Source organism: Thalassotalea sp. PLHSN55, from assembly GCF_052030545.1.
Lineage (GTDB): Bacteria > Pseudomonadota > Gammaproteobacteria > Enterobacterales > Alteromonadaceae > CANMXU01.
In genome coordinates this window covers 193842-220812 of the sequence record NZ_JBPDIH010000005.1, presented here as the reverse complement: position 1 = coordinate 220812, position 26971 = coordinate 193842, and the positions used below count along the sequence as shown (strand labels likewise).

General features: G+C 40.9%; 20 protein-coding genes. 13 read left to right on the top strand and 7 right to left on the bottom strand.

Annotated elements, in window-relative coordinates:
• The first annotated feature begins 22 nt into the window (after window positions 1-22).
• A complete protein-coding gene (locus ACRRSQ_RS11885) occupies window positions 23-886 on the top strand; it encodes a helix-turn-helix transcriptional regulator (RefSeq protein WP_440875960.1) in 864 nt (287 codons plus the stop codon).
• 90 nt (window positions 887-976) lie between these two features.
• Here ACRRSQ_RS11885 and ACRRSQ_RS11880 read toward each other — a convergent pair whose 3' ends face one another.
• Genes ACRRSQ_RS11880 through ACRRSQ_RS11870 form a run of 3 tightly spaced genes read right to left on the bottom strand, consistent with a single transcriptional unit; the run spans window position 977 to window position 3812 of the window.
• Window positions 977-2299, bottom strand: coding sequence for an NAD(P)/FAD-dependent oxidoreductase (locus tag ACRRSQ_RS11880; protein WP_440875959.1), 1323 nt, complete (start codon window positions 2297-2299; stop codon window positions 977-979).
• Window positions 2300-2313: 14 nt separating this feature from the next.
• On the bottom strand, window positions 2314-2625 hold the full coding sequence (locus ACRRSQ_RS11875) for a 2Fe-2S iron-sulfur cluster-binding protein (protein ID WP_440875958.1): 312 nt from the start codon (window positions 2623-2625) through the stop codon (window positions 2314-2316).
• 23 nt (window positions 2626-2648) lie between these two features.
• A complete protein-coding gene (locus ACRRSQ_RS11870) occupies window positions 2649-3812 on the bottom strand; it encodes a cytochrome P450 (RefSeq protein WP_440875957.1) in 1164 nt (387 codons plus the stop codon).
• Between the two features lie 279 nt (window positions 3813-4091).
• Here ACRRSQ_RS11870 and ACRRSQ_RS11865 point away from each other — a divergent pair, with 279 nt between their 5' ends.
• The 12 genes from ACRRSQ_RS11865 to ACRRSQ_RS11810 all read left to right on the top strand — a co-directional run bounded on the left by ACRRSQ_RS11865 (window position 4092) and on the right by ACRRSQ_RS11810 (window position 22196).
• On the top strand, window positions 4092-4796 hold the full coding sequence (locus tag ACRRSQ_RS11865) for a GntR family transcriptional regulator (protein ID WP_440875956.1): 705 nt from the start codon (window positions 4092-4094) through the stop codon (window positions 4794-4796).
• A 56-nt stretch (window positions 4797-4852) separates the two neighbouring features.
• Window positions 4853-5947 carry a mandelate racemase/muconate lactonizing enzyme family protein gene (locus ACRRSQ_RS11860; RefSeq protein WP_440875955.1) on the top strand — a complete coding sequence of 365 codons (1095 nt, stop codon included), beginning with the start codon at window positions 4853-4855 and terminating at the stop codon, window positions 5945-5947.
• 5 nt (window positions 5948-5952) lie between these two features.
• On the top strand, window positions 5953-7263 hold the full coding sequence (locus ACRRSQ_RS11855; RefSeq protein WP_440875954.1) for an MFS transporter: 1311 nt from the start codon (window positions 5953-5955) through the stop codon (window positions 7261-7263).
• A 5-nt stretch (window positions 7264-7268) separates the two neighbouring features.
• Window positions 7269-7910 carry a bifunctional 4-hydroxy-2-oxoglutarate aldolase/2-dehydro-3-deoxy-phosphogluconate aldolase gene (locus tag ACRRSQ_RS11850; protein WP_440875953.1) on the top strand — a complete coding sequence of 214 codons (642 nt, stop codon included), beginning with the start codon at window positions 7269-7271 and terminating at the stop codon, window positions 7908-7910.
• A gap of 85 nt (window positions 7911-7995) precedes the next feature.
• The gene (locus ACRRSQ_RS11845; protein WP_440876104.1) at window positions 7996-10302 is read left to right on the top strand and encodes a beta-galactosidase; all 2307 of its coding nucleotides are present in this window, start codon (window positions 7996-7998) and stop codon (window positions 10300-10302) included.
• Complete coding sequence (locus ACRRSQ_RS11840; RefSeq protein ID WP_440875952.1) at window positions 10295-11287, top strand: SMP-30/gluconolactonase/LRE family protein; 993 nt, start codon at window positions 10295-10297, stop codon at window positions 11285-11287. Before ACRRSQ_RS11845 ends, ACRRSQ_RS11840 begins: the two co-directional genes overlap by 8 nt.
• A gap of 263 nt (window positions 11288-11550) precedes the next feature.
• The gene (locus ACRRSQ_RS11835) at window positions 11551-14331 is read left to right on the top strand and encodes a TonB-dependent receptor (RefSeq protein WP_440875951.1); all 2781 of its coding nucleotides are present in this window, start codon (window positions 11551-11553) and stop codon (window positions 14329-14331) included.
• A gap of 116 nt (window positions 14332-14447) precedes the next feature.
• Window positions 14448-16013: a tryptophan halogenase family protein gene (locus ACRRSQ_RS11830; protein WP_440875950.1), complete on the top strand. Its 1566-nt coding sequence runs from the start codon at window positions 14448-14450 to the stop codon at window positions 16011-16013.
• 16 nt (window positions 16014-16029) lie between these two features.
• Window positions 16030-16782 (top strand): SapC family protein, encoded by a 753-nt coding sequence (locus tag ACRRSQ_RS11825; RefSeq protein WP_440875949.1) that lies wholly within the window; start codon window positions 16030-16032, stop codon window positions 16780-16782.
• An 87-nt stretch (window positions 16783-16869) separates the two neighbouring features.
• Window positions 16870-17703, top strand: a complete 834-nt coding sequence (locus ACRRSQ_RS11820; RefSeq protein ID WP_440875948.1) for an SDR family NAD(P)-dependent oxidoreductase — start codon at window positions 16870-16872, stop codon at window positions 17701-17703.
• A gap of 288 nt (window positions 17704-17991) precedes the next feature.
• The gene (locus ACRRSQ_RS11815) at window positions 17992-19077 is read left to right on the top strand and encodes an efflux RND transporter periplasmic adaptor subunit (RefSeq protein ID WP_440875947.1); all 1086 of its coding nucleotides are present in this window, start codon (window positions 17992-17994) and stop codon (window positions 19075-19077) included.
• Complete coding sequence (locus ACRRSQ_RS11810; protein ID WP_440875946.1) at window positions 19074-22196, top strand: efflux RND transporter permease subunit; 3123 nt, start codon at window positions 19074-19076, stop codon at window positions 22194-22196. The genes ACRRSQ_RS11815 and ACRRSQ_RS11810 overlap by 4 nt, the downstream gene beginning before the upstream one ends.
• A gap of 137 nt (window positions 22197-22333) precedes the next feature.
• On the opposite strand, the gene ACRRSQ_RS11805 is transcribed toward ACRRSQ_RS11810, so the two are convergent.
• The 4 genes from ACRRSQ_RS11805 to ACRRSQ_RS11790 all read right to left on the bottom strand — a co-directional run bounded on the left by ACRRSQ_RS11805 (window position 22334) and on the right by ACRRSQ_RS11790 (window position 26676).
• Window positions 22334-23044, bottom strand: coding sequence for an SOS response-associated peptidase family protein (locus ACRRSQ_RS11805; protein WP_440875945.1), 711 nt, complete (start codon window positions 23042-23044; stop codon window positions 22334-22336).
• Window positions 23045-23330: 286 nt separating this feature from the next.
• Window positions 23331-24068 carry a sialate O-acetylesterase gene (locus ACRRSQ_RS11800; protein ID WP_440875944.1) on the bottom strand — a complete coding sequence of 246 codons (738 nt, stop codon included), beginning with the start codon at window positions 24066-24068 and terminating at the stop codon, window positions 23331-23333.
• 12 nt (window positions 24069-24080) lie between these two features.
• Window positions 24081-25790, bottom strand: a complete 1710-nt coding sequence (locus tag ACRRSQ_RS11795) for a right-handed parallel beta-helix repeat-containing protein (protein ID WP_440875943.1) — start codon at window positions 25788-25790, stop codon at window positions 24081-24083.
• Window positions 25791-25971: 181 nt separating this feature from the next.
• On the bottom strand, window positions 25972-26676 hold the full coding sequence (locus tag ACRRSQ_RS11790) for a nucleoside-binding protein (protein WP_440875942.1): 705 nt from the start codon (window positions 26674-26676) through the stop codon (window positions 25972-25974).
• Window positions 26677-26971: the final 295 nt, after the last annotated feature.

Below are 26971 nucleotides of genomic sequence, written 5' to 3'. Positions count from 1 at the left end.
TGTAACAAAGTGTAGGTTAGTTATGAGAGATGTATATTGTGAGCCTTTTCGTATTGAAAGAGGCTATCAGTTTGAGATCCACCAAGTCAGTTATCAGAAAAATGAACCCTATAGTTGCTTTATGCATTTTCATGAAGTGCACGAGTTTATTATTTTTGATGAAATTGACGGCAATTATTTTTATAACTTAGGGCAAACACAGCTGCAAAGTAACGATATTGTCTTTACGCCAGCGTTAGAAGCGCATGATTTTGAATTAAGCACTAAAGCAAAGTCGTGGCATATTGTGCAAATATTACCGGAATTTTTTGAATCGGTCGGGCTGGTTTGCTGCGAGAATTTTTTCAAACAAGGCATGCATTTACGTATTCCGCCTGAAGAAAAAGAAAATATTAATCAGCTGGTTAAATGGTTGCTAGCCAGTTACGAGCAAAACCCGAATAGCCAAAAGAGTTTAACGCTGTTAAAGCTGTTGGTCTTGTGGATTTCAGAACATAGCAAACCCGTGCAAAAAGCTGAGGTTAGCGGTGTTAATCACGCGGCTGGTTACGATAAACTGTTGCCGGTAATTAACTATTTTCGCCAAAATGAAGAAGTGGATCTGTCGATGATTGATGCGGCAAGTCTGTGTCATATGTCGCCATCGCATTTTTCTCGCCAGTTTAAGCGTGTTTTTCGGGTTAGTTTTTCAGAATACTTGTTAAGGCATAAACTTTATCAAGCGGCGCGCTTATTAAGCCGAGGCAAAGTCTCGATCACCGATATTAGCTATAATTTAAATTTTTCTAGCCCGTCGCATTTTATCTCTCAGTTTAAAAAGCAATTTGACAGCACACCTTTGCAATATCAAAAGGCACTTTTTAATAAAACAGACACGGTAGCTTAGTAGGTAACTCTTTTATAGTAAAAAGGGCAACGATACGTTTAATTATCATTGCCCTTTTTTACTGCAATATTTTGGTAAAGCGCTTATTTGTTAGCTGTTAATTACCCTATCTAGACTTAAGGCAATATCACTATTTGCCAATGCACTTTTATCAATTTTACTGCGTTGCTTTAATAGCTTAGTGGCGAGCACGTAGGCTTTTGCATGGTTAACGGTATCAACTGATAACAGCTGTTCGCCATTAAAATACCAAGCCGAAAACTTCATAGCATCGTCGTTTTCTTTACGTATGATAACCTGATCAAATCCGGTATTTAAGCCGACCATTTGCAATTTAACGTTGAATTGATCTGACCAAAACCAAGGTATCGCATCGTAACTAACTTCTTTTTCACAAATACTTGCGGCAGCAACTTTTGCCTGATCAACAGCATTTTGTACCGACTCTAAACGCAGCCAACGATTGTAATATTGGTTATGATGAAAAGCACAATCACCAATGGCGTAAATATTATCGATGCTGGTTTGGCATTGATGATTCACTTCAATGCCATTTTGTAGTGTTAATCCTGCTTGTTCAGCCAGCGCTTGATTTACTTTGACGCCAACACCAACGATGACAATATCTGCTGTGTATTGGCTATTATCGTCACAATCCACAATAATTTCGTTATTGGCTGAGCGCATTGCACAAACCGATTGCCCCGTTTTAACGAGGATGCCGTTGTTGGTGTGTAATTGCTGAAAAAACTCAGACATATCGGCAGATGTTACTCGAGCGAGCAAACGTTGTTCTCGCTCTAATACTGTTACCTGACCGCCTAGCTTTTTAATCGACGCTGCCGTTTCTAAGCCAATGTAGCCACCACCAATAATGACAACCCGTTTTTTCTCGGTTTGATGAAAGGCTGCTTTAATCAAATCAATATCTTTGCTGGTACGCAAGGTAAATACCTTGCTAGTGTCTTCAATGCCTGATATTGGTGGTATAAAAGCACTGGCACCTGTGGCTAAAATTAGCTTGTGGTACTGCAACAACACATTATTTTCCAGTTGAATGGTTTGTGCTTTTTGGTCGAGTTTGGTCACTTTAGTGCCAAGCAATAGCCTAATATTGGCTTTCTCATAACTTGCTTGCGGTTTAAGAATGGCAAGCTTACCGTCGTTAGCCTCGGTTAAATAAGCTTTCGACAGTGGCGGTCTGTGGTAGGGCAGAGCAGGGTCGGCATCAATTAAAATAATGTCACCTTGCCAACCTTCTTTTCTTAGTGAAAACGCAGCATTTACCCCACCATGACTGGCACCAACAATAATGCAGGTTGGTGTCTCTTGTATCGCATTTTGTATCGAGTTGAGTTCCAAGCTTTGTTCTGACACTTTTTCTGATCCTGTTTTAGCGTTAGTTGCCGACATATCGCAAAAATACCTTAACTACTAACAACGTGTAGTGTAATGCCATCTAATTGTTCAGAAATATCGATTTGACAACATAAGCGACTGTATTCATTTGCATTATCGTCTAATTCCAACATGTCTTTTTCGATTTCGCTAGCGGCGCCAACTTGTGCCATTTGCTCAGGTTTTACTTGTACATGACAAGTGGCGCATGAACATACACCGCCGCAATCGCCGTCAATGCCACTAATGCTATTTTCAACGGCAAGTTCCATTACTGAACCTGAATCAGCCTCTAAGGTAACTTGCTCTTCATCTGCGGTGATAAAAGTAATTTTAGCCATAATGATTCCTTGTTATATCGTTATTATTTGCACGTTGAGTGAAAGCTTACGTTTAATTTGTGGTAGCCGACTTTACGTTGAAATTGTTGTAAGTCTTCAATGTTTTCTTCGCTATCGTTAATCGTAATCGATTGTACTTTTTGGGCTAATTGCGTCACTAAGCAATTGAGCAATTGTCTGGCATGCGTTGCACCTAAACAATTATGGTGACTGAAGCCAAAACCTACGTGAGGATTTACTTTTCTATCAAGTACCACTTCATCGGGTTTGTCAAAAACCTTAGCGTCACGATTAGCTGATGCCCAACACAGTGATACTTTACTGTCAGCTTTTATCGCATGCTCGCACACTGAACTGTCTTCGGTACTAATACGTCCCATATGCGTTAGCGGTGAAAAGTAACGGACAAACTCTTCAACCGCTTTGCCGCTGATCTCAGGTTCAGCTTTTAAACGAGCTAAGGCCTCTGGGTGCTCAGATAAGTAAGCTAATGTATTAGTAACGGCATTAATTATCGTATCTCGACCGCCCGCAAAAGTAAGGATCATTACCCCTTTTACTTCTTCTTTGGTGAGTTTTTTACCGTTGACTTCAGATGCTAGCAATACTGAGTACAAATCATCGCTTGGTGTAGCAATGGCGCGTTCAATTTGCTCATCGATATAGTGGTATAAAATATTGGCTTTATCTGCATCTAATGCGGTTTCTTCACTTCTAAAAACATGTGTGCCCCAATTAATCCACGTTTGCGCTTCTTCATAAGGGGTATTTAACAGCAAGGTGAGTGCTCGTGATTGCAGTTTTAAGGCAAACTCTTCAACTACTTCAATGCTTTGTAAGCTAAGTGCTTCATCGATAAGTTCGGCAATTATGTGATTAAGCTTTGCTTGATAGTCACTTTCTAATGGGCGTTTAAACCAAGGTTCAACTACAGCGCGATAATCTTTATGTTCAGGCGGGTCGAGTTCAAACGGAATTTGCCTTGTAGTGCGAATATTTACCTCAGACGGAATAACGATGCGCCCCGGGGTTGCACCCGATTGATAGGTTTTCCAATTATGTGCGCATTTTCTTACATCTTTTAAACCAAGCACCATGGTTACAGCTTCGTCTTGATCATTTATTTTCGCGATGCCGCTATCTTCTCTTGCGTTTTTAAATGGGTCGTCAAACTTGCATTTATCCATAATTTGCTACTTATTATTTTTAATCAATAACAGCATTTTATTGCACATATTTGGATTTGAATACGAATATATAAGAATAAAATATCAAATATATGCCTTAATCTTTTTGTCGGATATTTGAGTAGCACAGCTAAAATGACCTTTTTTAGTTATGCGTTTTTTGCTCTTAACTCAGTAGATATAAGGGGTGATTGTCAACAATAAACAGTTAAATGTGTTGATCATTTAATCATTATGTGTAATCTATAGTAAATAATGTGTAATTTGGAAAAGTAAAAAATGCAGCAATCGTGTGCACAAATATTAACCTTTACTTCGTCTTTGTCGGTAAACGCGAGCGACAGTGTTTATCACCAAATATTGTCAGATATTGCTAAAGGCCGTTTAAAAAGTGGTGATCGTTTGGTAACCACTGAATTGGCAAAGCGCTTTAATACCAGCATTAACCCTGTACGTGAAGCGTTGAAACAATTAGCTGGCGAGGGGTTTGTATCATTTCAAAAAAACAGTGGCGCCAGTGTCGCGACCTTCGAATATGCGGCGATGCGTAATACCTTTGAGTTACTGGCTTTGTTAGAGCCTTATTTTATCAACGAGTTTATTGAAACTGTCAGCGATGAAAAAATTGCACAATTGCAAGATGTACTCGAGCAAATGCAAGCGTTAGCGAGTAACGAGTACGCTAAATATCGCGAGTTAGATACGCTTTTTCACGGCATCATGTATCAAGATCATTACAATCAAGAAGCGCTTAGTGTTTGGCGGAAAAACAAGTTATTGCTACAAGCTTTTCATGCGGCCTTACCTATCTCACCTTCGCGTATTAAAGAAGCGGGTGTTGAACATCAAGCCTTATTAAGCGCCTTAGCAAAGGGCGAGGTTGAACAAGCTAAGTCATTACTGCGAGATCATATTAACCACAGTGAAAACGAGTGGGCGATGCAGTTGCTTAAAAGTAGTAATAGAAGTGCGGGTCGCCTGTGAAAATCACTAATATAAAAACCTACGCGTTTTGGCTGGGGTTTCGCAATGTGTGTTTGGTGAAAGTAGAAACTGACCAAGGCATTTGTGGGTGGGGCGAGTCAGGGCTTTCTGGGCGTGAACGTGCGGTTGTTGGCGCAATTGATCACTTTCGAGAGTTTCTACTTGGTCAGTCTGCGTTAAACCCTAATGCTTTATGGCAAGAAATGTATCGCAGTCAGTATTTTGAAGGAGGCAGGGTACTTGCCGCAGCAATTGCCGCTATTGATATTGCTTTGCACGATGTGATTGGCAAGTATTTCAACCTGCCGGTTTATCAATTATTGGGTGGTAAACAGCGCGATAAAATTCCAGTGTTCGCCACGTCAACATTGCCTTATTCGCAGGAATTAATAGACCACCTCGTTACATTGAAAGCGCAAGGCTGGCAGGCGATTCGTACCACGACCGGCGAGCATGGTAATGCAGAAACTGCCACGGAATTTTGTCCACGAAAATCAATTGCACAAGCGGCGCATTGGCTAACCAAAGCGCGAGAAGCCCTAGGTGAAGAGATCGTTTTGGGAGTTGACTATCACCATAGATTAACGCCTGCAGAAACGGTGTCTTTTTGTCAAAAAATGCCTAGTAATACCTTAGATTTTTTGGAAGAGCCGATTCGCGCTGAATCACCTGCGAGTTATCAACAGTTACAAGCGATGATAAATACACCATTAGCGATAGGTGAAGAATTTACCAGCAAGTGGGACTTTGCGCCTTTTGTTGAACAAAGCATTACGCAATTTGCCCGAGTTGATATTTGCAACGCAGGCGGTTTTACCGAGTCGATGAAAATTGCTGCCATGTGTGAAAGCAAATACATCGACATGATGCCGCATAACCCGTTAAGCCCAATTTGCACCGCCGCTTCTATTCATTATTGCGCAGCGATCAGCAACCTTGCCTGGTTAGAGTGGCCGCCCTATGACGGCGATTTTGAACAAGTGGATGAAGTATTTAGTCATCGCCCCAAGCTTAATGGCGCTTATCTTGATGTCGCTAACCGTGCGGGTTTAGGTATTGAAGTGAACGAGCAAGCAGTGCAAAAGCTCAGCTTCGATTTTTGGGAGCCACCACGTTTGGTGCGCGCTGACGGCAGCTATCAAAATTGGTAAAAATGATGAATAAAACTAAAAAACAAAAATTTTCGGTGCTCGGATTAATCTTTATTTCGGTAGTGATTAATTATATGGACCGCACCAATATCTCGGTTGCCGCAGCAGCAATGTCTGATGATTTATCCCTTTCTTCCGTGCAAATGGGGCTGATATTTTCAGCGTTTGCTTGGACATATTCCGCCATGCAAATACCCGGCGGAATATTAGTTGATAACGTTAGAGTGCGTATTTTATACCCTATTATTTTAGTTGCTTGGTCGCTCGCCACCATAGTGCAGGGCTTAGTGAGTAGTATTGCCGCGCTCATTGGTTGTCGTATGGCGATTGGTTTTTTTGAAGCGCCGTCTTATCCGGCCAACAATAAAATTGTGACGCAATGGTTTGACGAAAAAGAGCGCGCCAGTGCTATTGCGGTCTATACCTCAGGGCAGTTTATTGGTTTAGCGTTTTTAATGCCGGTATTAGCGGTGATCCAAGAATGGTTTGGCTGGCGCGGGTTATTTATTGTTTCTGGCTTAATTGGCATTGTTTGGGCAGGTATTTGGTATGCCTTTTATCGCGATCCAGATACGAACACTGAAGAAGAAGTAGCACAGCAAGTGGAAAAAGCCCAACTAGTGGAAAAAACCAGGGTGCAAGCAACTAAAAGCACGTCGCAAACCGTTAGCTGGCAAAAGCTTAAACTTGCCTTTAGTCATAAAAAGTTATGGGGCATTTACATTGGTCAATTTTGCCTTGGTGGCACGATGATCTTTTTCTTAACCTGGTTTCCTACCTACCTTGCCAAACATCGCGGTTTAAGTGAGCTAACCACAGGGTTTGTTGCCTCTATTCCGTTTTTATCAGCATTTTTTGGCGTATTACTGTCGGGCTTTATTTCTGACTGGTTGGTACGCAAAGGCTATTCCAATGAGTTTTCACGCAAAGCACCGATTATGGTCGGCTTGTTTTTATCAAGTGCCATTATTGGCGCGAACTATGTAGAAAGCACCGCTATGGTGACGTTATTTTTATCAATAACCTTTTTTGGTAACGGCTTAGCGTCGATTAACTGGGTCTTTGTTTCCTTAATTGCACCCAAAGAAATGGTTGGTTTAGTGGGTGGTTGTTTCAATTTTATTGGCGGCTTAGCGGCGGTGTCTGTGCCGTTAGCGATAGGTTTTCTCGCACAAGATGGCGACTTTAGCGCTGCGCTAACCATGATTGCGGCATTAGCGGTAATAGGGCTGATGTCATATATCTTTTTAGTGGGCAAGGTCGAGCAAATAAAAATGCCAAGCTCTGCGCCACTTATTGAAAATTTATCAAGGTAAACCTTATGAAAACACAACGTTTAACGCGTTTATTAGCTGAAAAGCTAATTGTCATTATTCGAGTTGAAAACCCCGAAGATATTCTTGCCATCGTGCAGTGTTTGCATGATGCCGGCGTTAATGCCGTAGAAGTTACCAGTAATACGCCTAACTACGATGTTTATTTACCAAAAATAAAACAGGTGTTTCCACAGATGATGATAGGCGCAGGCACTATTACTCATGGGCATTTGGCACAACAAGCCATTGCTGCTGGCGCTGAGTTTTTAGTTACGCCCAATGCCAAGGCTGACGTGGTGAAGGTTGCTCATCAACATGATGTGCCAGTAGTAATGGGCGCGTATACACCGACCGATATTGTTGATGCCGTCGATTATGGCGCTGATATTGTCAAACTTTTCCCTGCCCAACCCATTGGCCCTGAGTACTTAGCCGCGCTAGCAAAAGGGCCTTTTTTAGACGTGCCCTTTTTTCCAGTAGGTGGCATCGATGAAGACAATGCCTTGGCTTATTTTCATGCAGGCGCAAAAGGCATAGGTGTTGGCGGCAGTTTAGCGCAACCGGTTTATAGCGATGAACAAAAGCAAGCATTAACTCAACGCGTTGCTTGTTTGGTTAAGCAAATTGCAAAGATAAACACGCATTAGAGAAAAACTTTTAAACAGTAAACAAGGGGATAAAGTGAAAATACGGTATCAAGCGTTAAGCGTTATTACATTAACAACGGGCTTGATGGCTTGTGGTAATGGCGAACAATTAACGCAAGCGCATCAAGTAACCAATACAGTTTTGTACTCGTTCGAGCATAGCTCTGGGCTAAGTTCTGGGAAAAGTAGCGAGTTAATCAATCAACAAAGCATTCAAGAAAACCCTCAGCCAAATAAGCTAGTGCTAAATAATGCGCGCAGTGAATTTGTGCAGCACAACAATAGTCGCGCTCTAAAAATACACTTTGATAGTGGCAAACATCATAACGCCAGTGTTGAATTTCAAGCAGATACATACTGGGATTGGAGCGACCACGGCGACTTTGGTGTTGCCCTTGATATTGCCAACCCACTTAATTCATCTGCTCATGTTTATGTCTCGGTTAAAGATCAACATGGCGCCGCTCATAATCGCAGTTTTGCCATAGCCAAAAACTCAGCTGATGCTTATGTTATTGAATTAAAAGGGCAGGATTTAACCACTGAAACAGGTATTCGAAGCAATCCACCTAGCTGGCAAGATGACTACATTCCTGTGATTTGGCGTTATGGCGTAAAAAATATCGACTTATCAAAAGTTAAAAGCATTGCATTTAAAATAACCGGTGTTGGTGAAGATAAAGCACTAACCTTTGACAATATCCGTTTAGTTCAACCTAAAAAAGTGAATCAAGACTATCTGGTTGGCTTGGTTGATAAATTTGGTCAAAGCACAAGCATAGACTTCGTTAATAAAGTATCAAACAACGCTGAGCTGATTGCTATTTCAAACAAAGAGCAAGCGCAATTAAGCGAGCAAGTTTTGGCGGGGCGCAGTAAATTTAATGGCTGGGCAGATGGTCCACAGCTTAAAGCGACTGGCTATTACCGCGTTGAAAAGTACCAAGGAAAATGGAGCTTGGTCGATCCGCAGGGGTATTTGTTTTTCTCAAATGGCATTGCCAATGTTCGCATGGCAAATACATCAACTATTACCGGTTATGATTTTGACCCAAGCACGATAGTGCAGCGCCAACCGGGTGATTTAACACCTGAAGATTCAGTTGGACTTAACCAAGCGCCTGAAAAAGCATGGCCAACACGTTTCGAAAGTTCAGATTTAAGAGCCAATATGTTCACTTGGTTGCCAAAATACGGTGAAGCGATGGCTGAGCATTTTGGCTATCGACGTGAAATTCACACCGGCGTGATCCCTCGCGGTGAAACCTACAGTTTTTATCAAGCCAATTTGGCACGTAAATATCAAACCAATGACCTTGAGGAAATTAATCAACAATGGCGCGATACCACCATAAAACGTATGCAATCTTGGGGTTTTACTTCATTTGGTAACTGGATTGACCCGAGTTATTATCAACTTGATAAATATCCTTATTTCGCCAACGGTTGGATCATTGGTAACTTCAAAACGGTGAGCAGTGGCAATGATTATTGGTCGCCACTACCAGATCCGTTTGATCCTGAATTTGCGCTACGTGCAGACGCTACCGTGCAACAAATCGCCTTAGAGGTAAATAAGAGTCCGTGGTGTATTGGCGTATTTATCGACAATGAAAAAAGCTGGGGTCAAATGGGCAGCGTAGAAACACAATATGGTGTTGTACTAAGTGCCTTAGCACTTAACGCAAAAACAAGCCCAACCAAAGCGCATTTTAGTCAATTATTAAAAGCTAAATATGCTGATATAGCAGCGCTTAATCGTGCGTGGCAAAGCCAGTATGCGTCATGGCAAGTGGTTGACGAAGGCATTAAATTAACTGAATTTAACCAAGCGATGGTGAGTGATTTTTCCACTTTTTTGTATGAATTTGGTCGCCAGTATTTCTCCGTGGTTAAAAATTCAATGCGTGAATATATGCCTAATCATTTGTATATGGGCGTGCGTTTTGCGGACTGGGGCATGACGCCAGAATTAAGGCAAGCTGCAGCAGAAACTGCTGATGTGGTTAGTTATAACTATTACAAAGAAGTGATTAACGATGATTTTTGGCAGTTTTTAGCCGATCTTGATCGCCCAAGCATCATTGGTGAATTTCATAACGGAGCACTTGACTCAGGCTTACTGAATCCCGGATTAATTCACGCAGCAAGCCAAGAAGATCGTGGTAAAAAATATGCAGAATACGTTAATAGCGCTATCGATAACCCGTATTTTGTTGGCACTCACTGGTTTCAATACATCGACTCGCCGCTAACTGGTCGCGCTCTTGACGGTGAAAACTACAATGTTGGCTTTGTTTCGGTAACCGATATTCCGTATCAGCCGTTAGTCGATGCCGCAACAAAAGTGAATAAAAACATTTATCAACGCAGGTACGGCAAACATGACTAAGCTATACACGGCCAAGCTATGGAACCTAATATGCATTTTACCTCTGTTAATTGGTTTTGCCGCTAATGCCAAACCTCAGCAGCAATGGCCAATTAACGAGGGAATTTTTACTGTTTATCACCCTAAAGCGTATAGCTTAGTTAATGTAAACGCTAAGCTTGAGGTGCTAGCGACTGGCTTTGAATGGCTAGAAGGACCCGTTTGGGTTGAGCCGGGGCAATATCTGTTGTTTTCTGATATCCCCAATGACAAGGTTTATCGTTGGCAACAAAGCTCAGGCGTTCAGCCTTACCTAACAACTAGCGGCTTTTCCAACGGCTTAAAAGTGCAAAAGCAGCAATTGTTGTTAATGCAATCGCGTCGTCGTGTGGTTGCTAAAATGGTGAGCTCGCTTGATAAACCAAAAGCTGAATTTGAAATTTTAGCTAGCCATTATCAAGGGAAAAAACTTAACAGCCCAAACGATGCTGCATTGCATTCAACCGCGGGTTTATTTTTTACCGATCCGCCTTACGGCTTGCCTAAGCAAATGCAAGACCCCGAAAAAGAATTAGCTTTTCAAGGGGTTTATCAATTATTACCAACAGGTGAGTTGCGATTAATTGATAAAAGCTTGAATTTTCCTAATGGTATTGCCTTATCGCCAGATGAAAAGTGGCTTTATGTTGCCGTATCTGATCACGCAAAACCTGCGTGGTATCGATATCAGCTCGATGAAAGCGGTAAAGTTATTGATAAAAGCTTGTTTTATCAGCCGCCCGTTACTGCTGCAAAAATTGGCGTACCCGATGGTTTGAAAGTGCACAGCTCAGGGGCAGTATTTGCCACAGGAGCGGGTGGAGTGTGGATTTTCGATCAAGATAAAACCTTATTAGCCAAAATAAATATGCCGGGGTTTACCGCAAATTTAGCCTTTGATGGCAATGAAAATACTTTGTTTTTTACCGCAGACAATGAACTAAGAAAGCTGAATTTATCTCATTAGTTCATAGGTTTAGTCGCAATGTATTTTAAAACCATAGATTTTTAAACCAAACAAAAACAGTAATTGATGAGAAAAGGGGAGGTATCACGTAAAGTTTTTTTACAAAATAAATTGTTAACAATTAATTGTTTTCGTGCAACTATGGTTATTATGGTGCTTTAACGTACGATTTAAGTACCTAGGTTTTAATATTGTAGGCTGTATTCAATATTAACGAGCCAACGTTGAACAGAAAATAAAACGTAGAAATAAAGGGTAACAACATGAACCAAAGCAAGTTCAAAAAAAATTCTCTGTATGCAGCAATACTATTAGCAACAAGTGCAGGGGCTCAGGCTCAACAAGAAGCAAGTCAAGCAGGAAATAACGCTGACAATGTTGAAGTGATCGAAGTAAGGGGCATTCGAAGCGCGTTAACGAAATCTGCGCAAACTAAACGATTATCAGATGGTGTTGTTGACGCAATCACAGCTGAAGACATTGGTAAATTGCCAGATACTAATTTAGCGGAATCGCTACAACGTATTACTGGTGTGTCAATCGATCGTGCCAACAATGAAGGTAATAAAGTTACTGTACGTGGTTTTGGCCCCGACTTTAACTTAGTGACCTTAAATGGTCGTCAAATGCCAAATTCGTCAGGTTTGCAATCTGAAGGTGTTTCTCGCAGTTTCAACTTTAGAGAAATTGCTGCAGAAAGTGTCTCGGGCGTAAATGTTTATAAAACAGGGCGTGCGAATGTCACCTCTGGCGGTATTGGCGCAACGATTGATATTCAAACCGCTAAGCCATTTGATTATGACGGCTTTAAAGCATTTGCCTCAGCTAAGGGTATTTACGACTCGAGCGTTGAGAAAGGCGACAGCATTACGCCTGAAGTTTCAGGCATGATCAGCAATACCTTTTTAGACGGTACATTAGGGGTGCTAGTGTCAGCGTCGCATTCAAAACGCGACAGTCACCGCGATGTTGTTGGTACAGATGGTTGGGTAAGAAACCGTAATGCCGACAATGTTGATAAAAGCGCCATTGATACCACAAAAAATCCAACACAAGCTATTTGGGCACCGTGGACTGCCCGTGTAGAACATTACGACACCGAGCGTGAACGTCAAAATGCGATGGCTGTTATTCAATTTCAACCGATTGAGTCGGTAACTGCGACCTTAGATTACACCATGTCGCGTCTTGAAGAAGTCAGTCAAACCAACCGCTCAGCATTTTGGTTTGATAGTCCAGAAGGTGATGCAGACGTAAATGGTACCTTGTGGAACCCGCGTAATCCAAATGATGAATTAAATTTTTGGGCGTGGGAATACTACGAAGAAAAAGAAAATGACTCAATTGGCTTAAATGTTGAGTGGCAAGCAACTGATGCGTTGTCATTTGAATTTGACGTGCACAGCTCATCGTCTCATTCAAACCCAAATGGCACCACCGCTGAAACGCTTGCCAACCTTAAAAATCCATCAGGCTCAGTAGCACTTATTGGTGCCGACTTTGTTGGTGACATTCCATCTATCATTGTTGACGACAGTTCACTGCCAGGTGGCGGGTACGTGAAAGAAAATATTGTGTCTGACTTATACCAACAACGTGGTTATGAGATGGAAAATGATATTAAGCAATATCATATTTCCGGTAGCTGGGAAAACATGGGCAGCGATACCACGCTTAGTCGTATTAATTTTGGTGTGATGCGCACCGAATATCAAATTGATACTTATTTGAGTGAAGTCTTCTCGTTTGTCGATGTGCCGCTTGATGACCTCGACCTTACATTTATCCCATTAGGGGATACCGCGGACGAATTTTCGGGGGCAAATCTATTATTCCCAGAAATACCGCAATATAGCGTGCATCAGTTTATCGATATTGTAGAGGCTAACGGTGTTTATACTGAACCGTCAATTAAAACCAATGGTATTGAAGAAGATACAACCTCACTTTATTTATCGTTTGACTTTGATACTGAGTTTAACGACATGCCAGTTCGCGTAAATGCTGGTGTGCGGTATGAATCAACTGACGTACGTGCCTATTCGGTACAACAAGGCGTACTTGCAATGAATTATCGTCATTCGCAAGAGCTTAGAGCCGTTGAAGACGGTGTTTTTGCTGAGCAAGACTTAACCGGTGAATATTCACGCGTATTGCCGAATTTTGACTTTAGCATGAATGTGACTGATGAAGTTGTTACCCGTTTTTCATATAGCCGTACGTTGTCGCGCGCGAGTATTAGCGCAATGTTCCCTTCAACCACATTAAATGCGCGCCCTGGTGGTCCATTTAATGCGACACAAGGTAATCCAAACTTATTACCAATCACCTCAGATAACTTTGATTTTTCACTTGAGTGGTATTTGGAAGATGGTAGTTATGCGTCAGTGGGGTACTTTAAAAAGTTTGTTGAAAACTTTATTGGTGCAGGTACTGAAAACCGTGAAATTAACGACGTAAATGGTTTACCGCTGCGTGACCCAAGTGTTGACCCGCGTCCAGGTTGTCCTGATTCCTCAGATGTACCTAATCCTGCTTGTTTAAGTCAACCGGGTGATCCTATTATTACTTGGGAAGTTGCTACACCAGATAACCTGCAAAATCGTGAAGTTGATGGTTGGGAACTAAACTTACAGTACATGTTTGGTGATACTGGTTTCGGCACTATCGTCAACTATACCTTAGTTGACAGTGATGAGTCGTTTGACCCATATAACTTTGATCAAACCATTGCGTTAACGGGGTTAAGTGACTCAGGTAACTTAGTTGGTTTTTATGAGCAAGACGAGTTACAAGTGCGTTTAGCGTATAACTGGCGCGATGAGTTTTTACTGAGTTTAGGTAATGAACCTACATTTACCGAAGCTTATGGTCAACTTGATATGAGCGTAAGTTACGACTTAAGTGATGCGTTAACGGTAACCTTTGATGGTTTAAATTTAACCAATGAAACCGCTCGCCGTTTTGGTCGTTTTGAAGAGCAATTACTTTCTGCAGAGCAATATGGACCACGTTATAACATTGGTGTGAGTTATCAATTCTAACTTAACCTAATGTTTAAAAAAGTAAGGCTGCCGTAACGGCAGCCTTTTGTAGTTTATATCAAGATAGTCAATTCTTGCCTAATAACTGCAGGTCTATTAAATGCGAGGAGAAGCAAATGCAAAACGCGATTAAAGATATTGTTATTGTTGGTGGTGGCTCAGCAGGGTGGATTAGCGCAGCAACTATTGCCGCAAAGCTCAAGAAAACGCATCAGCACGGATTTAAAGTGACATTGGTCGAATCAGCCAATGTACCGACCATAGGTGTAGGCGAAGGCACTTGGCCGACAATGCGCCGCACCTTAAAAAATATTGGCGTAAGTGAAACCGACTTTATTAAAGCGTGCCATGTCTCATTTAAACAAGGGGCAAAATTTGCCAAATGGACCACTGGCGAAGAAAATGACAGTTATTACCACCCACTTGTTTTACCCGAAGATTTTGACAATACCAACTTAGCGCCGCACTGGTTGGCCTTACAAAAGTTACATCAAGATATTCCCGATTTTGCCAACAGTGTTTGTCCACAAGCGAGTTTGTGTGACCAAGGACTTGCCCCTAAAAAGATCACCACGCCTGAATACAGTAGCGATGCCAATTACGCTTACCATTTAGATGCCGGAAAATTTGCCGAATTTTTAAAACAACATTGCCTAAACAAGTTAAATGTTAACCATATTGTTGCCGATGTAGAAGCGATACAAAGTGCAGAAAATAACGATATAAGTGCCTTGACGACTCAATGTGGACAAACCATCACCGGTGATTTTTTTATCGATTGCACCGGCAGCAAAAGCTTACTTATTGGTGAGCATTACCAAATTCCGTTTGTTTCTTGTAAAGAGGTTTTGTTTGTTGATAGAGCGCTGGCGGTACAAGTGCCATATGCCGATGAAAACAGCCCAATTGCCTCTCATACAATTTCTACCGCGCAATCAGCGGGTTGGATTTGGGACATTGGCTTGTCGTCTAGACGTGGTGTTGGCCATGTTTATGCCAGTAACTATATTAGTGATGAACAAGCCAAACAAGAGCTACTTAATTACTTAGCGCCAAGCGTCGAAAACCTTGATGCACTGACATTTCGAACCATCAATATTAACCCCGGTCATCGTGAAAAATTTTGGCAAAATAACTGTGTCGCTATTGGCATGGCAGCGGGGTTTTTAGAGCCACTTGAAGCGTCAGCGTTACTGTTAATTGAAATCGCCGCTTCGTTTATTGCCGAGCAATTACCTGCCGATCGCGGTGCGATGGATGTTATTGCCGCACGTTATAATCAAACATTTTTATATCGCTGGCAGAGCATTATCGACTTTTTGAAACTGCACTACATGTTAACTAAGCGTGAAGACAGTGCCTTTTGGCGTGACAATAAAGACCCAAGCACCATACCGAGTAGTTTAAAAGCGCAACTTGAATTGTGGCAATACCAAACGCCATGGCATGGTGACTTTAGTTACGCACAGGAAGTATTTCCTGCGGCAAGTTTCCAATATGTGCTTTATGGTATGGGCTTTAAAACCAAGGCTCATCCTTTAGGGTTATCTGAACTTAGTCAACAACATGCACTAGCGTTAATGAAAAATAACGCTATTAAAACTCAGCAATTGTCGGCACAACTGCCAAGTAACCGCAGTTTAATCAATGCCATTAAAGCCCAAGGCCTTCATAAAATATAAATCTTAGGAGCTGTTCGTGAACACGATTATTTTAGATAAAAAAAAGCATTCGCACCTTAACGTTATTGCCGAGCACGGTAAAGATCCAAGTGAATATGTCAATAGCGTGCCGGTGATCGCCGATGAACTTGCCTCGCTGGCGATAGAGTTTCCGGTATGCTTAATCAAAAATGAGACCAACTCAAATTTTGCTATGCACGCATTGCTCGGGTTTGAAAAGGCTGAGAACTTATTTATTGCTAACGAGCAATGGCGCTCGCGTTACATTCCTGTGCATTTTAGGCGCCAACCTTTTATGGTTGGCTTAACAAAAACCAATGAACAAGACGCTAGCTCAGAAACTCCTAACTCAGAAACACCTCGCCCTGAAAATGCAGTACTTACCCTTGATATTGATAGTCCTCGCGTCAGTGAAACGCACGGCGAGCCTCTATTTGAAGCCGATGGTTCAATGACGCCTTATTTAAAATCAATGAGCCAATTAGTGTTTTCATTAGTGCCTGCGATGCAAAGAAATGAAGCCTTTATACAAGCACTAATTGATGCTGAACTTATTGAAGCCGTAAGCATTAATGTGAATCTAGGCAACGAGAAGCAGCAAAAAATTGAAGGTATCTATACTGTTAATAAAGAAAAATTAGCAGCGCTTTCGGGACAGCTATTAGAAGATTTTCACCAAAAAGGCTACTTACAAGCCTGCTATTTATTGCAAGCTTCGATGGGGAATATTCAAAAACTTATTCACTATAAGCAGACAAATAGTCTCTGAAAATTATCGTGTTAGCGATTTTAACACCCGTGCTGTATTGTACTTTTTAAGCACACCGATATTGCGCTTGTGTGGCAGGAAAATATTATGACAAAAAAAGTGATCGTAATTACCGGTGCTGCTGGCGGTGTGGGTAGCATGTTAGCCTTAGGTTTAGCAAAAAAAAGTTATCACATTGTTTGTTTAGGGCGCTCGGCTAGGGCGTTAGCTGAGCTTGTTGATAACATTAATTCCACGATAAAAGCTTGCCGAACTTCGTATTATGTTGTTGATATGATGGACACTGGTGCCGTCGAGAATGTTTGCCAAGCTATTAACGAAACATATCCAAAAGTGGATGTTTGGATAAACAATGTTGGCGTCAATAATCATAATGCTATCGGTCCAACATGGGAGCTCGACGCTAAAAACTGGTGGAATGAAGTCTCATTAAATTTATTTACGTGTTATCAAGGCACTGCTGCGGCAATTAGATTAATGAAACAAAACAATAGTGGTTACGTGCTTAATTTAGGCGGTGGTGGCGTTCACCAGCCTAAGCCGTTCGCCTCTGCATACGGCTCGGCAAAAACAGCAATTGTTAAGTTTACGGAAACTGTAAATGCCGAATTGGTTCAAGAGCAACTCAACATTAAGGCTTTTTCGTTCAATCCCGGATTTATCAAAAACTCTCGTACAGAGAAGCTTGTTGAATCAGATGTTGCTCGCCAGTATATGGCATATTTAGAAAAAATATTAAAGCATGGCAAAATGTCAGATGTGCAAGATTCTGTTGAGCTAATTGACACGTTAATTTGTGGTAAAGCCGATGCATTGGCAGGCAAATATTTTTTCTCGGATGATAAAAATATTCATCAAGCGATACAACAAAGTGATGATTATGTTCAGCAGCACCGTAGCTTATTGAGAGTTAAGAGTTAAGAGTTAAGAGTTAAGAGTTAAGAGTTAAATAAGCGGCTAATTTAACTTCCCATTAAGCAATTTTTTAGAACGAAATTGAGTGAACTTGTGACTACTGGTTTTGTTAAACTTTAATTGTTATTAAAAAATCAACCTGAGTGATCAGTTTAATATTTTTGCATTTTTGTACATTAAAATGCGGCAAGTTAGTTTCATCGTAACATTTGGTAATCTATCGTAAAGTTCGTGCAAATTTGTGTGTGTTATTCTACTCTAATGATAATTATTATCATTTAAAAAGAAGTTGAAATGACAATGCGCTTAATAACAATAACTTGCCTTATATTTTCCTTATTTGTTAACAGCTTATCCGCCAATGAAGTGAAGAGTAAATTCACAACTGTAGATGTTTATCATGCAGAGGTTAGTGATACTAAGCAAATCTTATCACTAACGGGAACAGTCGAAGCCAAGCAACATGCCGATTTAGCGGTATTGCAACAAGGGCTAGTTGCCCAGTATTTTGTAGAAGCAGGCGATACTGTCAGCCAAGGCCAAAAGCTCTTAACGTTAGATACTAAGCTTGCCGAGCTGAGTTTAGCGCAAGTTAAAGCGCAAAAAGCAGCAGCAGAAGCTGAAAAAGCAGAAGCGCAGCGTTTGTATAGTGAAGTTATCACCTTATCAAAAAAACAACTAGTTGCCGAAACCTTACTGGGTGAGCGATTATCCGCGCTGGCAATTGCCGATGCAGAGCTTGGCCGAGTTAATGCAGAACTTGCCGAGAAAAAAGAAATGCTGGCGCGTCATACCTTATACGCCCCTTTTGCTGGAGTTATCGCACAGCGTCATATTGATTTAGGTGAATGGGTTACTCAACAAACCCCGGTGTTTACCTTAGTTGAACAACAAAATATGCGATTAAACATTGCCATTCCGCAAGAGTATTTTGCTCAGCTTAATGGTCAACAAAACGTAACAGTAAAAGTGACCCCCGACTTTGCTGGTGCAACGGCAATCGAGGCGAGATTAAATCGTTTAGTAGGCGTTGCCAATAACAGTAGTCGCACAATTATCGGGCTAGTTGAGCTGCCAGAAAATGCCCCGTTAGTCTCGGGTATGTCTGCCCGTGCCGATTTACGTTTACCTGCATCGAGTCAACCTTTATTGTGGCTGCCAAAATCTGCCTTAAAGCAACACCCCGACGGCGGTACGAGCGTTTTTATTGTTGAAAATAATCAAGCGAAACGAAAATTAGTGAAGGTGGTAAACCGACAAGGTAATCTCGTTTCAGTTTCAGGCGCTGATGCCAACAAGCCATTTGTTATTTCAGGTATTGAGCTTTTACAACATGGTGATGCTGTTAAAGTGAACTTGGTGAAAGGGCAACTTAAATGATCACAGCAGCTGTAAAAAGAGGGACTTTAGTTGCGGTTGTGGTACTTATTACCACGATTTTAGGCTTAGTCGCCGCACTAAATATTCCAGTACAAATGATCCCCGACCTTGAAGTACGTACCATTACCGTGCAAACCGGTTGGCCGGGCGCAACGCCACAAGATGTTGAAAAAGAAATATTAATCGAACAAGAACGTTACCTTAGAAGCTTACCTAATTTGCAGCGTATGGTCTCGTATGCGCGTATGGGCTCGGCAAGTATTGAGTTAGAGTTTCCTTTTGGTGTCGATCCAAACGATGCCTTAATTCGTGTTAATAACGCGTTAAGTCAAGTACCTGCTTATCCAGAAAATGTCGATCAACCGCGTCTATTTTCGAGCTCTTTTTCCGGCAATGCGTTTATGTATTTTGTGCTTAAACCACAAAAAGGCAATCCGTTAGATCTTGATGTCGATTTGCTTAGAGACTTTGCGGATGACTTTATTCGCCCGCGTATGGAAAGTGTGCCAGGTGTGTCTGAAGTTGGGATCCGCGGCGGGGCAGAGCGCCAAATTCAAATTAAAGTTGACGCAGCGCGCTTAGCCCAGCGTGGTATTAGTTTGCCGCAATTAAGAACGGCTATTCGAAATCGCAATAAAGATACCTCAGCCGGCGATATTGAAAGTGGTAAAAGTCGGTATTTACTGCGTGTTGTTGGCCGCTTTGAACAAATTAACGAGCTAGAAAATTTAATCGTTAGCCGTAAAAATAACGCTAATATTTTGCTAAAAGACGTTGCTAAGGTGAGCTTAGATCATTTCGAAACCCGTGCTTTATCGTTTAACAGCGGCGAACGAACCATCAGTTTATCAGTGCGCCGTGAAAGTGGTTCAAATGTCTTAGCGATAAAAGAGCAAATGCTACCCGTTGTGGAAGACATTAATAAGCAGCTATTAGTGCAAAATGGCTTAGAGCTGAAACTGACCAGTGATGACGTTAAATATGTCGCCAGCTCGTTGAAAAATGTTTGGACCAATTTAGGTTTAGGTGCCTTGCTGGCAACCTTAGTGATGTATTTTTTCTTACGCTCAGGCAAAGCGACCTTAGTGGGTGTATTAGGCATTCCACTTTGTACCATTGCGGCCTTTTTAGCGTTAATGATTTTTGGCCGCACTATTAATGTGATTTCATTAGCGGGCGTTGCTTTTGCTATAGGTATGACAGTTGATAACACTATTGTCGTGCTTGAAGCTATTGTGCAAGCCAAACGCCAAGGTGTGAGCAAAGTTCAAGCGGCGATAAAAGGCGTTAAGGAAGTTTGGCCTGCTGTGTTGGCATCAACCGCTACTACCGTATTGGTATTTGCACCAATTTTATTTGTTCAACAAGAAGCAGGACAGCTTTATTCTGATATCGCAATTGCAATTTCAGGCGCCATTATTGCCTCGATGTTAGTGGCAATATTTGTTGTGCCAGTTGCCCTATCTCACATCGGAAAAAAAGAAGACTTACAACAAGGTAAACGTTTTGTCTTATCAGATAAATGGTTAAATTTGGCGAAATTTTTTACGCGCTCAGTTGCACGTGCCCGTATTGCTGTCGCTAGTTTTGTTGTGGTGATTTTATCTGCTGCTTATGTGTTAATGCCAGCGGCAGAATATTTACCTGAAGGGGAAGAGCCGAAAGCCTTTTCAATGATGATTGCACCGCCAAGTTATAACTTGTCTGAAATGAAAAAAATTGGCGTGGAATTACGGACCTATTTTGATGAGTTTGTGTTGGCCGACAGTCAAGCCTTTGAGCAAGGTGAAACGAATATGCCGCCGTTAGAATATTATTCGATGACGGTATCTGTCGGTCGTATTTGGTTTTTAAGTGCACCAGTTGATCCTGAAAATATTAACCAAATGATGACGGCAATTACAGAAAAGTTTAGAAGCTATGAAAACATGCGCGCATTTTCGTCACGTGGCTCTATTATTTCTAGCAATGACGGTGGTACGCGTGCTGTTGCGGTTGATATTGCCGGTAGCGATATTATCGAACTTTACCAAGCGGCTAACGCGGTTTATCAACAGGCAGAAAAGGTGTTTGATAACCCGCAAATAAACTCTGAACCTAGTTCATTAACACTTGACCAGCCATTGGTTGAAATTAAACCGCGCTGGCAGCGTTTAGCTGAGCTTGGCATTAATAACAATGACTTTGGTTATGCTATCGCGGCAATGAGTGATGGTGCATATGTCGACGAGTTTATTCTAAACGACGATAAAATTGATATTTTCATGTTTAGCGGCGCAGGCAATGAACAAAATTTAGATGAATTAGCGGTTACCCCAATGGTGACGCCACAGGGTAATATTTTACCGTTAAATGCCCTTGCTGATTTAGTGGCCAGTCAAAACAGTAATGCGGTGCGTCGTGTTGATGGCAATCGAACAGTAACTGTTTATATTATTCCGCCACGCGAAGTTGCGTTAGAAACAGCTGAACAATTAGTTCGAGAAGAACTGCTACCCTCGCTTTGGCGGGAAGGTAAAATTGCACAGGGCATAAAAGTGAGTACCAGTGGCGCAGCCGATCAACTTGAAGCGACACAAGCCTCATTATCGGATAACTTTATTATTGCCCTAGTGCTAAGTTACTTATTGCTTGTTGCCATTTTTACCCATTGGCGTTATCCGCTATTTATTTTAGCAACAGTGCCGTTAGGTATGGCGGGTGGTTTACTTGGCCTTATTGGTGTAAATGCTGTTAATAGTGGCTTAACAGCGCTAGGTTTTTCAGCTTACCATCAACCGTTTGACATGATCACTATGCTCGGCTTTTTGATTTTATTAGGTACTGTGGTTAACAATCCAATTTTAATCGTTGATCAAACGCGCCGATTTGTTATCGAGCAAGGACTAAAAGTACAAGATGCGGTTATACAAGCGGTTGCCAAACGATTAAAACCTATTTTAATGTCGACAGCGACTACCGTTTTTGGTTTAGCGCCATTAGTACTTATTCCGGGGGAAGGCACTGAACTTTATCGCGGCGTTGGCGTAATTGTTTTATCAGGAATTATCGTGTCAACCTTGTTATCGTTAACCTTTTTACCTGCGTTACTTGTTGCGGTGATCAAAGATAAAGAATAGCAGCAAGCGATAAGCTAGAAGCTAAAAGCGGCAAGACAAAAGCTGGAAATTGAAAGATAGAAAGCTTTTTACTTGCCGCTTGAAACTTGAAACTTGAAACTTGAAACTTGAAACTTGAAACTTGAAACTTCTAGCTTTTAAAAACTGTCTGCTTGAATGAAGCGAGGTGGTGCAATTTCGTTGTAGGTGCTCGGTTTATCGATTTGAGTTGCGGTTAAGTTTTGTCTTATCGCAGGATTTAGTAAGGCATCAAATTGCGCTACATTTTGTTCATTGGGGTTAAGCCAAGCATCTAAACACGCATGATTTTGCGGTAACATTAGTGGGCTCGCTTTACTGTGCATTTGCGCCAGTTTTTCATGGGCAGGTAAAGTAATAATGCTGCAACCTGTGGTTATTTCACCTGTATGTGGGCACTGATAGTTTTTATATAAACCGCCAAAAGAAAGTGCGCCATCAGTCGCGCTAAAGTCAAAATAGTGTTTAGCTACTTTTTTGCTACCTTGATAACCAAATTCAGTCTCACCAAAGCCTTTGGCGACAATAATACAACGTGACTGTCGATAGGGCACATAACCGGCTGTTCTTGGCACATTGAGCTTGTCATAGCGGGTATTAAAGCTAGTGTACCTTGAGGGTTTAAAACCATTGCCGCTTGGCTCAAGCAATAACCACCATAGGGCTTCTTTCATGTAACGTTGCCCGTGGCTTTCATAAATAATTTGCACAGGACTTGCTGCGCGCACAAACCTGTTCGGCTTTATTGGCGTAATATTGAGGTCAACGCCTAGTTCGTTAACTAAGTTAACAACAAATTTATCGTCGGTTACATTAAGTCTGCCACACATGCTTATGCCTTTTAATATTTATTAACGTTACAAACTAACAATAAGTCGAGCGCTTAGTTACTTAGCATTATTGCCTGTTATTTTAACGGTGTAAATAATTCAGCTATGGATTGGGCGGAGGTGTTTCGCGTAACTGTGCTGGAAATGCATCTGGGCTTAAATGCTGTTTGGTTAGAAAATAAATAGCTGTTAATTTATGGCATTAAATTAACAGCATTAAAAGATAAAAGCCGCTCTATGCTTATTATGCATCAGCGGCTAAAAATGGTCGTGCAAGCTAATATGGTTAGTTGTTGATTAATTGAATGGCGGCATGTGCCAAACGCTTGCCAAATATTTGGTAGCCTGCAACGCTATAATGTAAGTCATTTTTAATCGGCTTACCTTTGTGATTAACACCGTCATTTAAATCATCGGTATTAACCCATGCAGCACTAGCAAGATTGTTGGCAAGATTTTGCTGAACCTGACGCATCTTAGTCCAATGCTTATATTTTACATTTTGCATATCAAAGTCGCTTAATCGACCAATGACCACATGAATGTCGTCAACATTTAGGTCTTGCTTTAATTGTTTGAGCACACCTTTAAAACTGTCTGCGTAAATATTGGCGTTTTGCTCGCGAGCATCTCGCTCACCTTGTACCCAAATAAAACTCACGCTAGCGATGTTCTCTTTTTCAATTGCCGCATTTACCTTTGTCATTAATCGATTGTATAAGTCGCCATTTTGTTCTGCTTGATAATGCTTAGGTACGTTATTGGCTTGAGGTTGCCAATTTTTATACCAACGCCTGATCGGTTGTGCGCCTTTTGCGTCTTTAACAACAATGGTTTTATCAGCGCCGAAGTGCTTATTGACTATCGGGGTAAAATATTGATTAACATTAAGGCCAACCATATTAGATTGACCTGAAAGAATAAATAAATGTTTACCTTGCTCAGCATTTTTCTTAGCTAAGGTGTCGCTAGAATAACTTGTAAAAAGCAGGCTAGCGACGATAAGTAAAAATAAATTTTTCATTGTTAAGTCAAACTAAGGTTGTGCTGAAATTTCAATGGCGCCCATATCTGGCTTGCCAATGATCTTATTACCTAAAATGTCATGAGTAACCTTCAGGCCAACGTTTAAGCCGACTTTATCTTTAGGTAATGTCTTAATTTCGACACCCTTATCTTCGACAAGCGCTTTATTTTGAGGCGTATAATCGGCAAGTTTTACACCACCTGGGTTTACAAAATCAGCATTACCAAATAGTGGGGCACTGTCTTGTACTTTTATTGTTGCCGGCCAATTGCTTTCTTTTAAAAATAAGTTGTTTTCAAACACCATATTTTTAACTTTACTCTTACCTTTTTTCGCTGGGTTGTATTGGTCGCCTAATACTTCTTTGCTGTCGCCCATTATATGGAAAATATTATTAGTGATCAGCGCACCTTTGGTCATTCTATCAATAGCCACTTTCGCGACAATCTCGCTACTTACATACATAGTGTTATTGTAAAAATAGCTATTAAAAGGGCCTTTTCTTGGTTTTTTATCGCCTTGATAACCACTTAGCCAGAATAACTTGCCTTCTTGAAAGGCATTGTTTTCACCTTTAACGCGATAGCCGTCATTAATACTAATATTGTAGCGATAGGCGTTATTGTAATTATTACCTAATATTTCACAAAATCCGCCGGCATTATTAGCACTTAAGTTATATTGCACAACAATATTGTCGCAGTTGTAGTCAATGTGAAAGCCGGCTGAATCACCCGGACCGTTAGCATTGGTAAACTGGTTATGTTCAATTAAAATATTTGAACTGCTCCATGTCCACATGCCACTGCCGCGTCCCCATTTTCTCGAATCGTCGTTGCTACCCGAGCTGTCAACTTTGTTGTTACTAAATAGGCCATTGCTCATATTGCTCACTTGTATACCTGGGCCGCCAACGTTAAATACGATATTTTTGTTTACGTAAACGTTTTGTGTTTTACCGGTAAATTTAATCCCTGTGTGTGAAACATCGGTAATTTGTGAATTTGTCACTGATAGATTAGCCAATTGACTTTTATTTCTGCTGATAAAGCGAATGCCCCAACCATAGCTTTGTGTACCATTGGCAGACTTGACTTCTTTTTTAGAGCGACTTACGCCGGCTTTATTGTAATAGACATCTTTAATAAGCAGGTTGTTTAAATGAATATCGCTGTAGGTTTCATTGCCGCGGCTTTCTACATAAACACCAATGCGCATTGGTGAAAACTTTTTCTTTCCTTTCCACTTTTGTGATTTTTTGACTTCTTCTTTTACCCAGTCAGGTATGCCGCCAGCGTTAGCTGAAATACTCAAATTTTTAACATTGACAAAGCTGCTGTCGAGTAAGTGAATACCATAAAGCTGACCGGCTGCATTTATGTGTGCACGTTTAGTGTTACTTGCGTTATCAGGTGCATAACTTGTGATTGTTATTGGTTTATCTTTTGTGCCTTTAAGCTTTTTATAGTTTAACGAACCCAAAAATGTTTGTCCTTGAGCGAGCAACAAATTATCACCCGCAACCAATTTTTGTTTTTTCGCTTTTGCTAAGCTTTTCCAAGGTTTATTCATTGACAGACCGTCGTTATCGTCGCTGCCTAATGTTGGATGAACGTAATAATCTGCAGAAAACACTGCGCTTGATGTCAACGCTAGCGCAAGAGCTAGGCTGGTTTTTGTTGCAGTAAAAATGGGTTTAGATAAAAAAGTAGTAATCATTGTAATACTCGATCTGAGGTTATTATTGACTATTCAGGTTCAGGATAGTTTTCAAGTCATTTAAGCTTAGTTGTCTATTATAAAACGGCGATTAATTTATAATCGTATTTATAAGATAATAAATATCGCTTACCGCTTAAGCTAAGTCAAGCGCTTTACTTTTCTTTACTTGCACAAAGGTTTAAAGGTGCCATTTAACTAAAAAGTTGGCATTATTTTCGGTAATACCGTCGATACCAAACTTGTTGTGCCAATAGGTGTATTCAATACCTAAGTAAAGTGTACTTTTACTGATATTGAAATGTTGGCCAATATCGTATTTTAATTGCGAAGTGATGTTGTATTGTGAATCGCGTTCGCTGTTACTGTCGACGATATCTGTAAAACCATCATAAACGATATTATTTGTTAGCTGAAAAGCCCAAACAATGGTGACTTGGTTATTGTCGTCAATTAAGTCGTTATTTCTGCGGTAAAGCGTAACATTCACATATTTAGCTTTAGGCACATTCAAACGTACGCCAACACCGTACAAAACATTGTTAAAATTATTGAAAGGATTTGAGCCAAACTCTAACTGCGGTGAGACATAGAATTTATTTACCCAACTATTTTCAAACTCAGCTAGGTCAATATTCGCTGAAATTTCACCATAGGTTTCATTACCACCTAAATTATGATCATGTAAGCGGTCAACAAAAGTAAAAGTGCTGCCCCAGGTATGGCCGCTAGCATGCTCTAGTGTCATTACTGATTTTTCATCATCACCCACTTCGTAGTTACTGCCATATAAATAACTAATACTGGCATCACTCCATAATTGCTTGGCAAGCGCATTGTTACAAAATAGCCAAAAAGTGATTGTGATAAGTGTAAGTCTAACCATCTTAGTTTCCTTATTTGTTTACTAATGGTTGAGTAAGTAAACACGTTTTTTTATTTGATAACGATACAGTTTCTGATGAATCTACTACGCTTAAATGGCTAAGCCACCTAGTCAAAATATAGAAGTAAATAATTGAAAGGTAAAATTTATTCATTGTTAATGAAATAACAAATGCTGATGTAAACCGTTACAGATTAAACAATTATTCATTGGGCTAAGCTCCCATAGTTAGCACCATTAGCGCAGTGTTTTTAATGAGATGTTTTATAGCGATTATTATTTTAGTGACTAAATA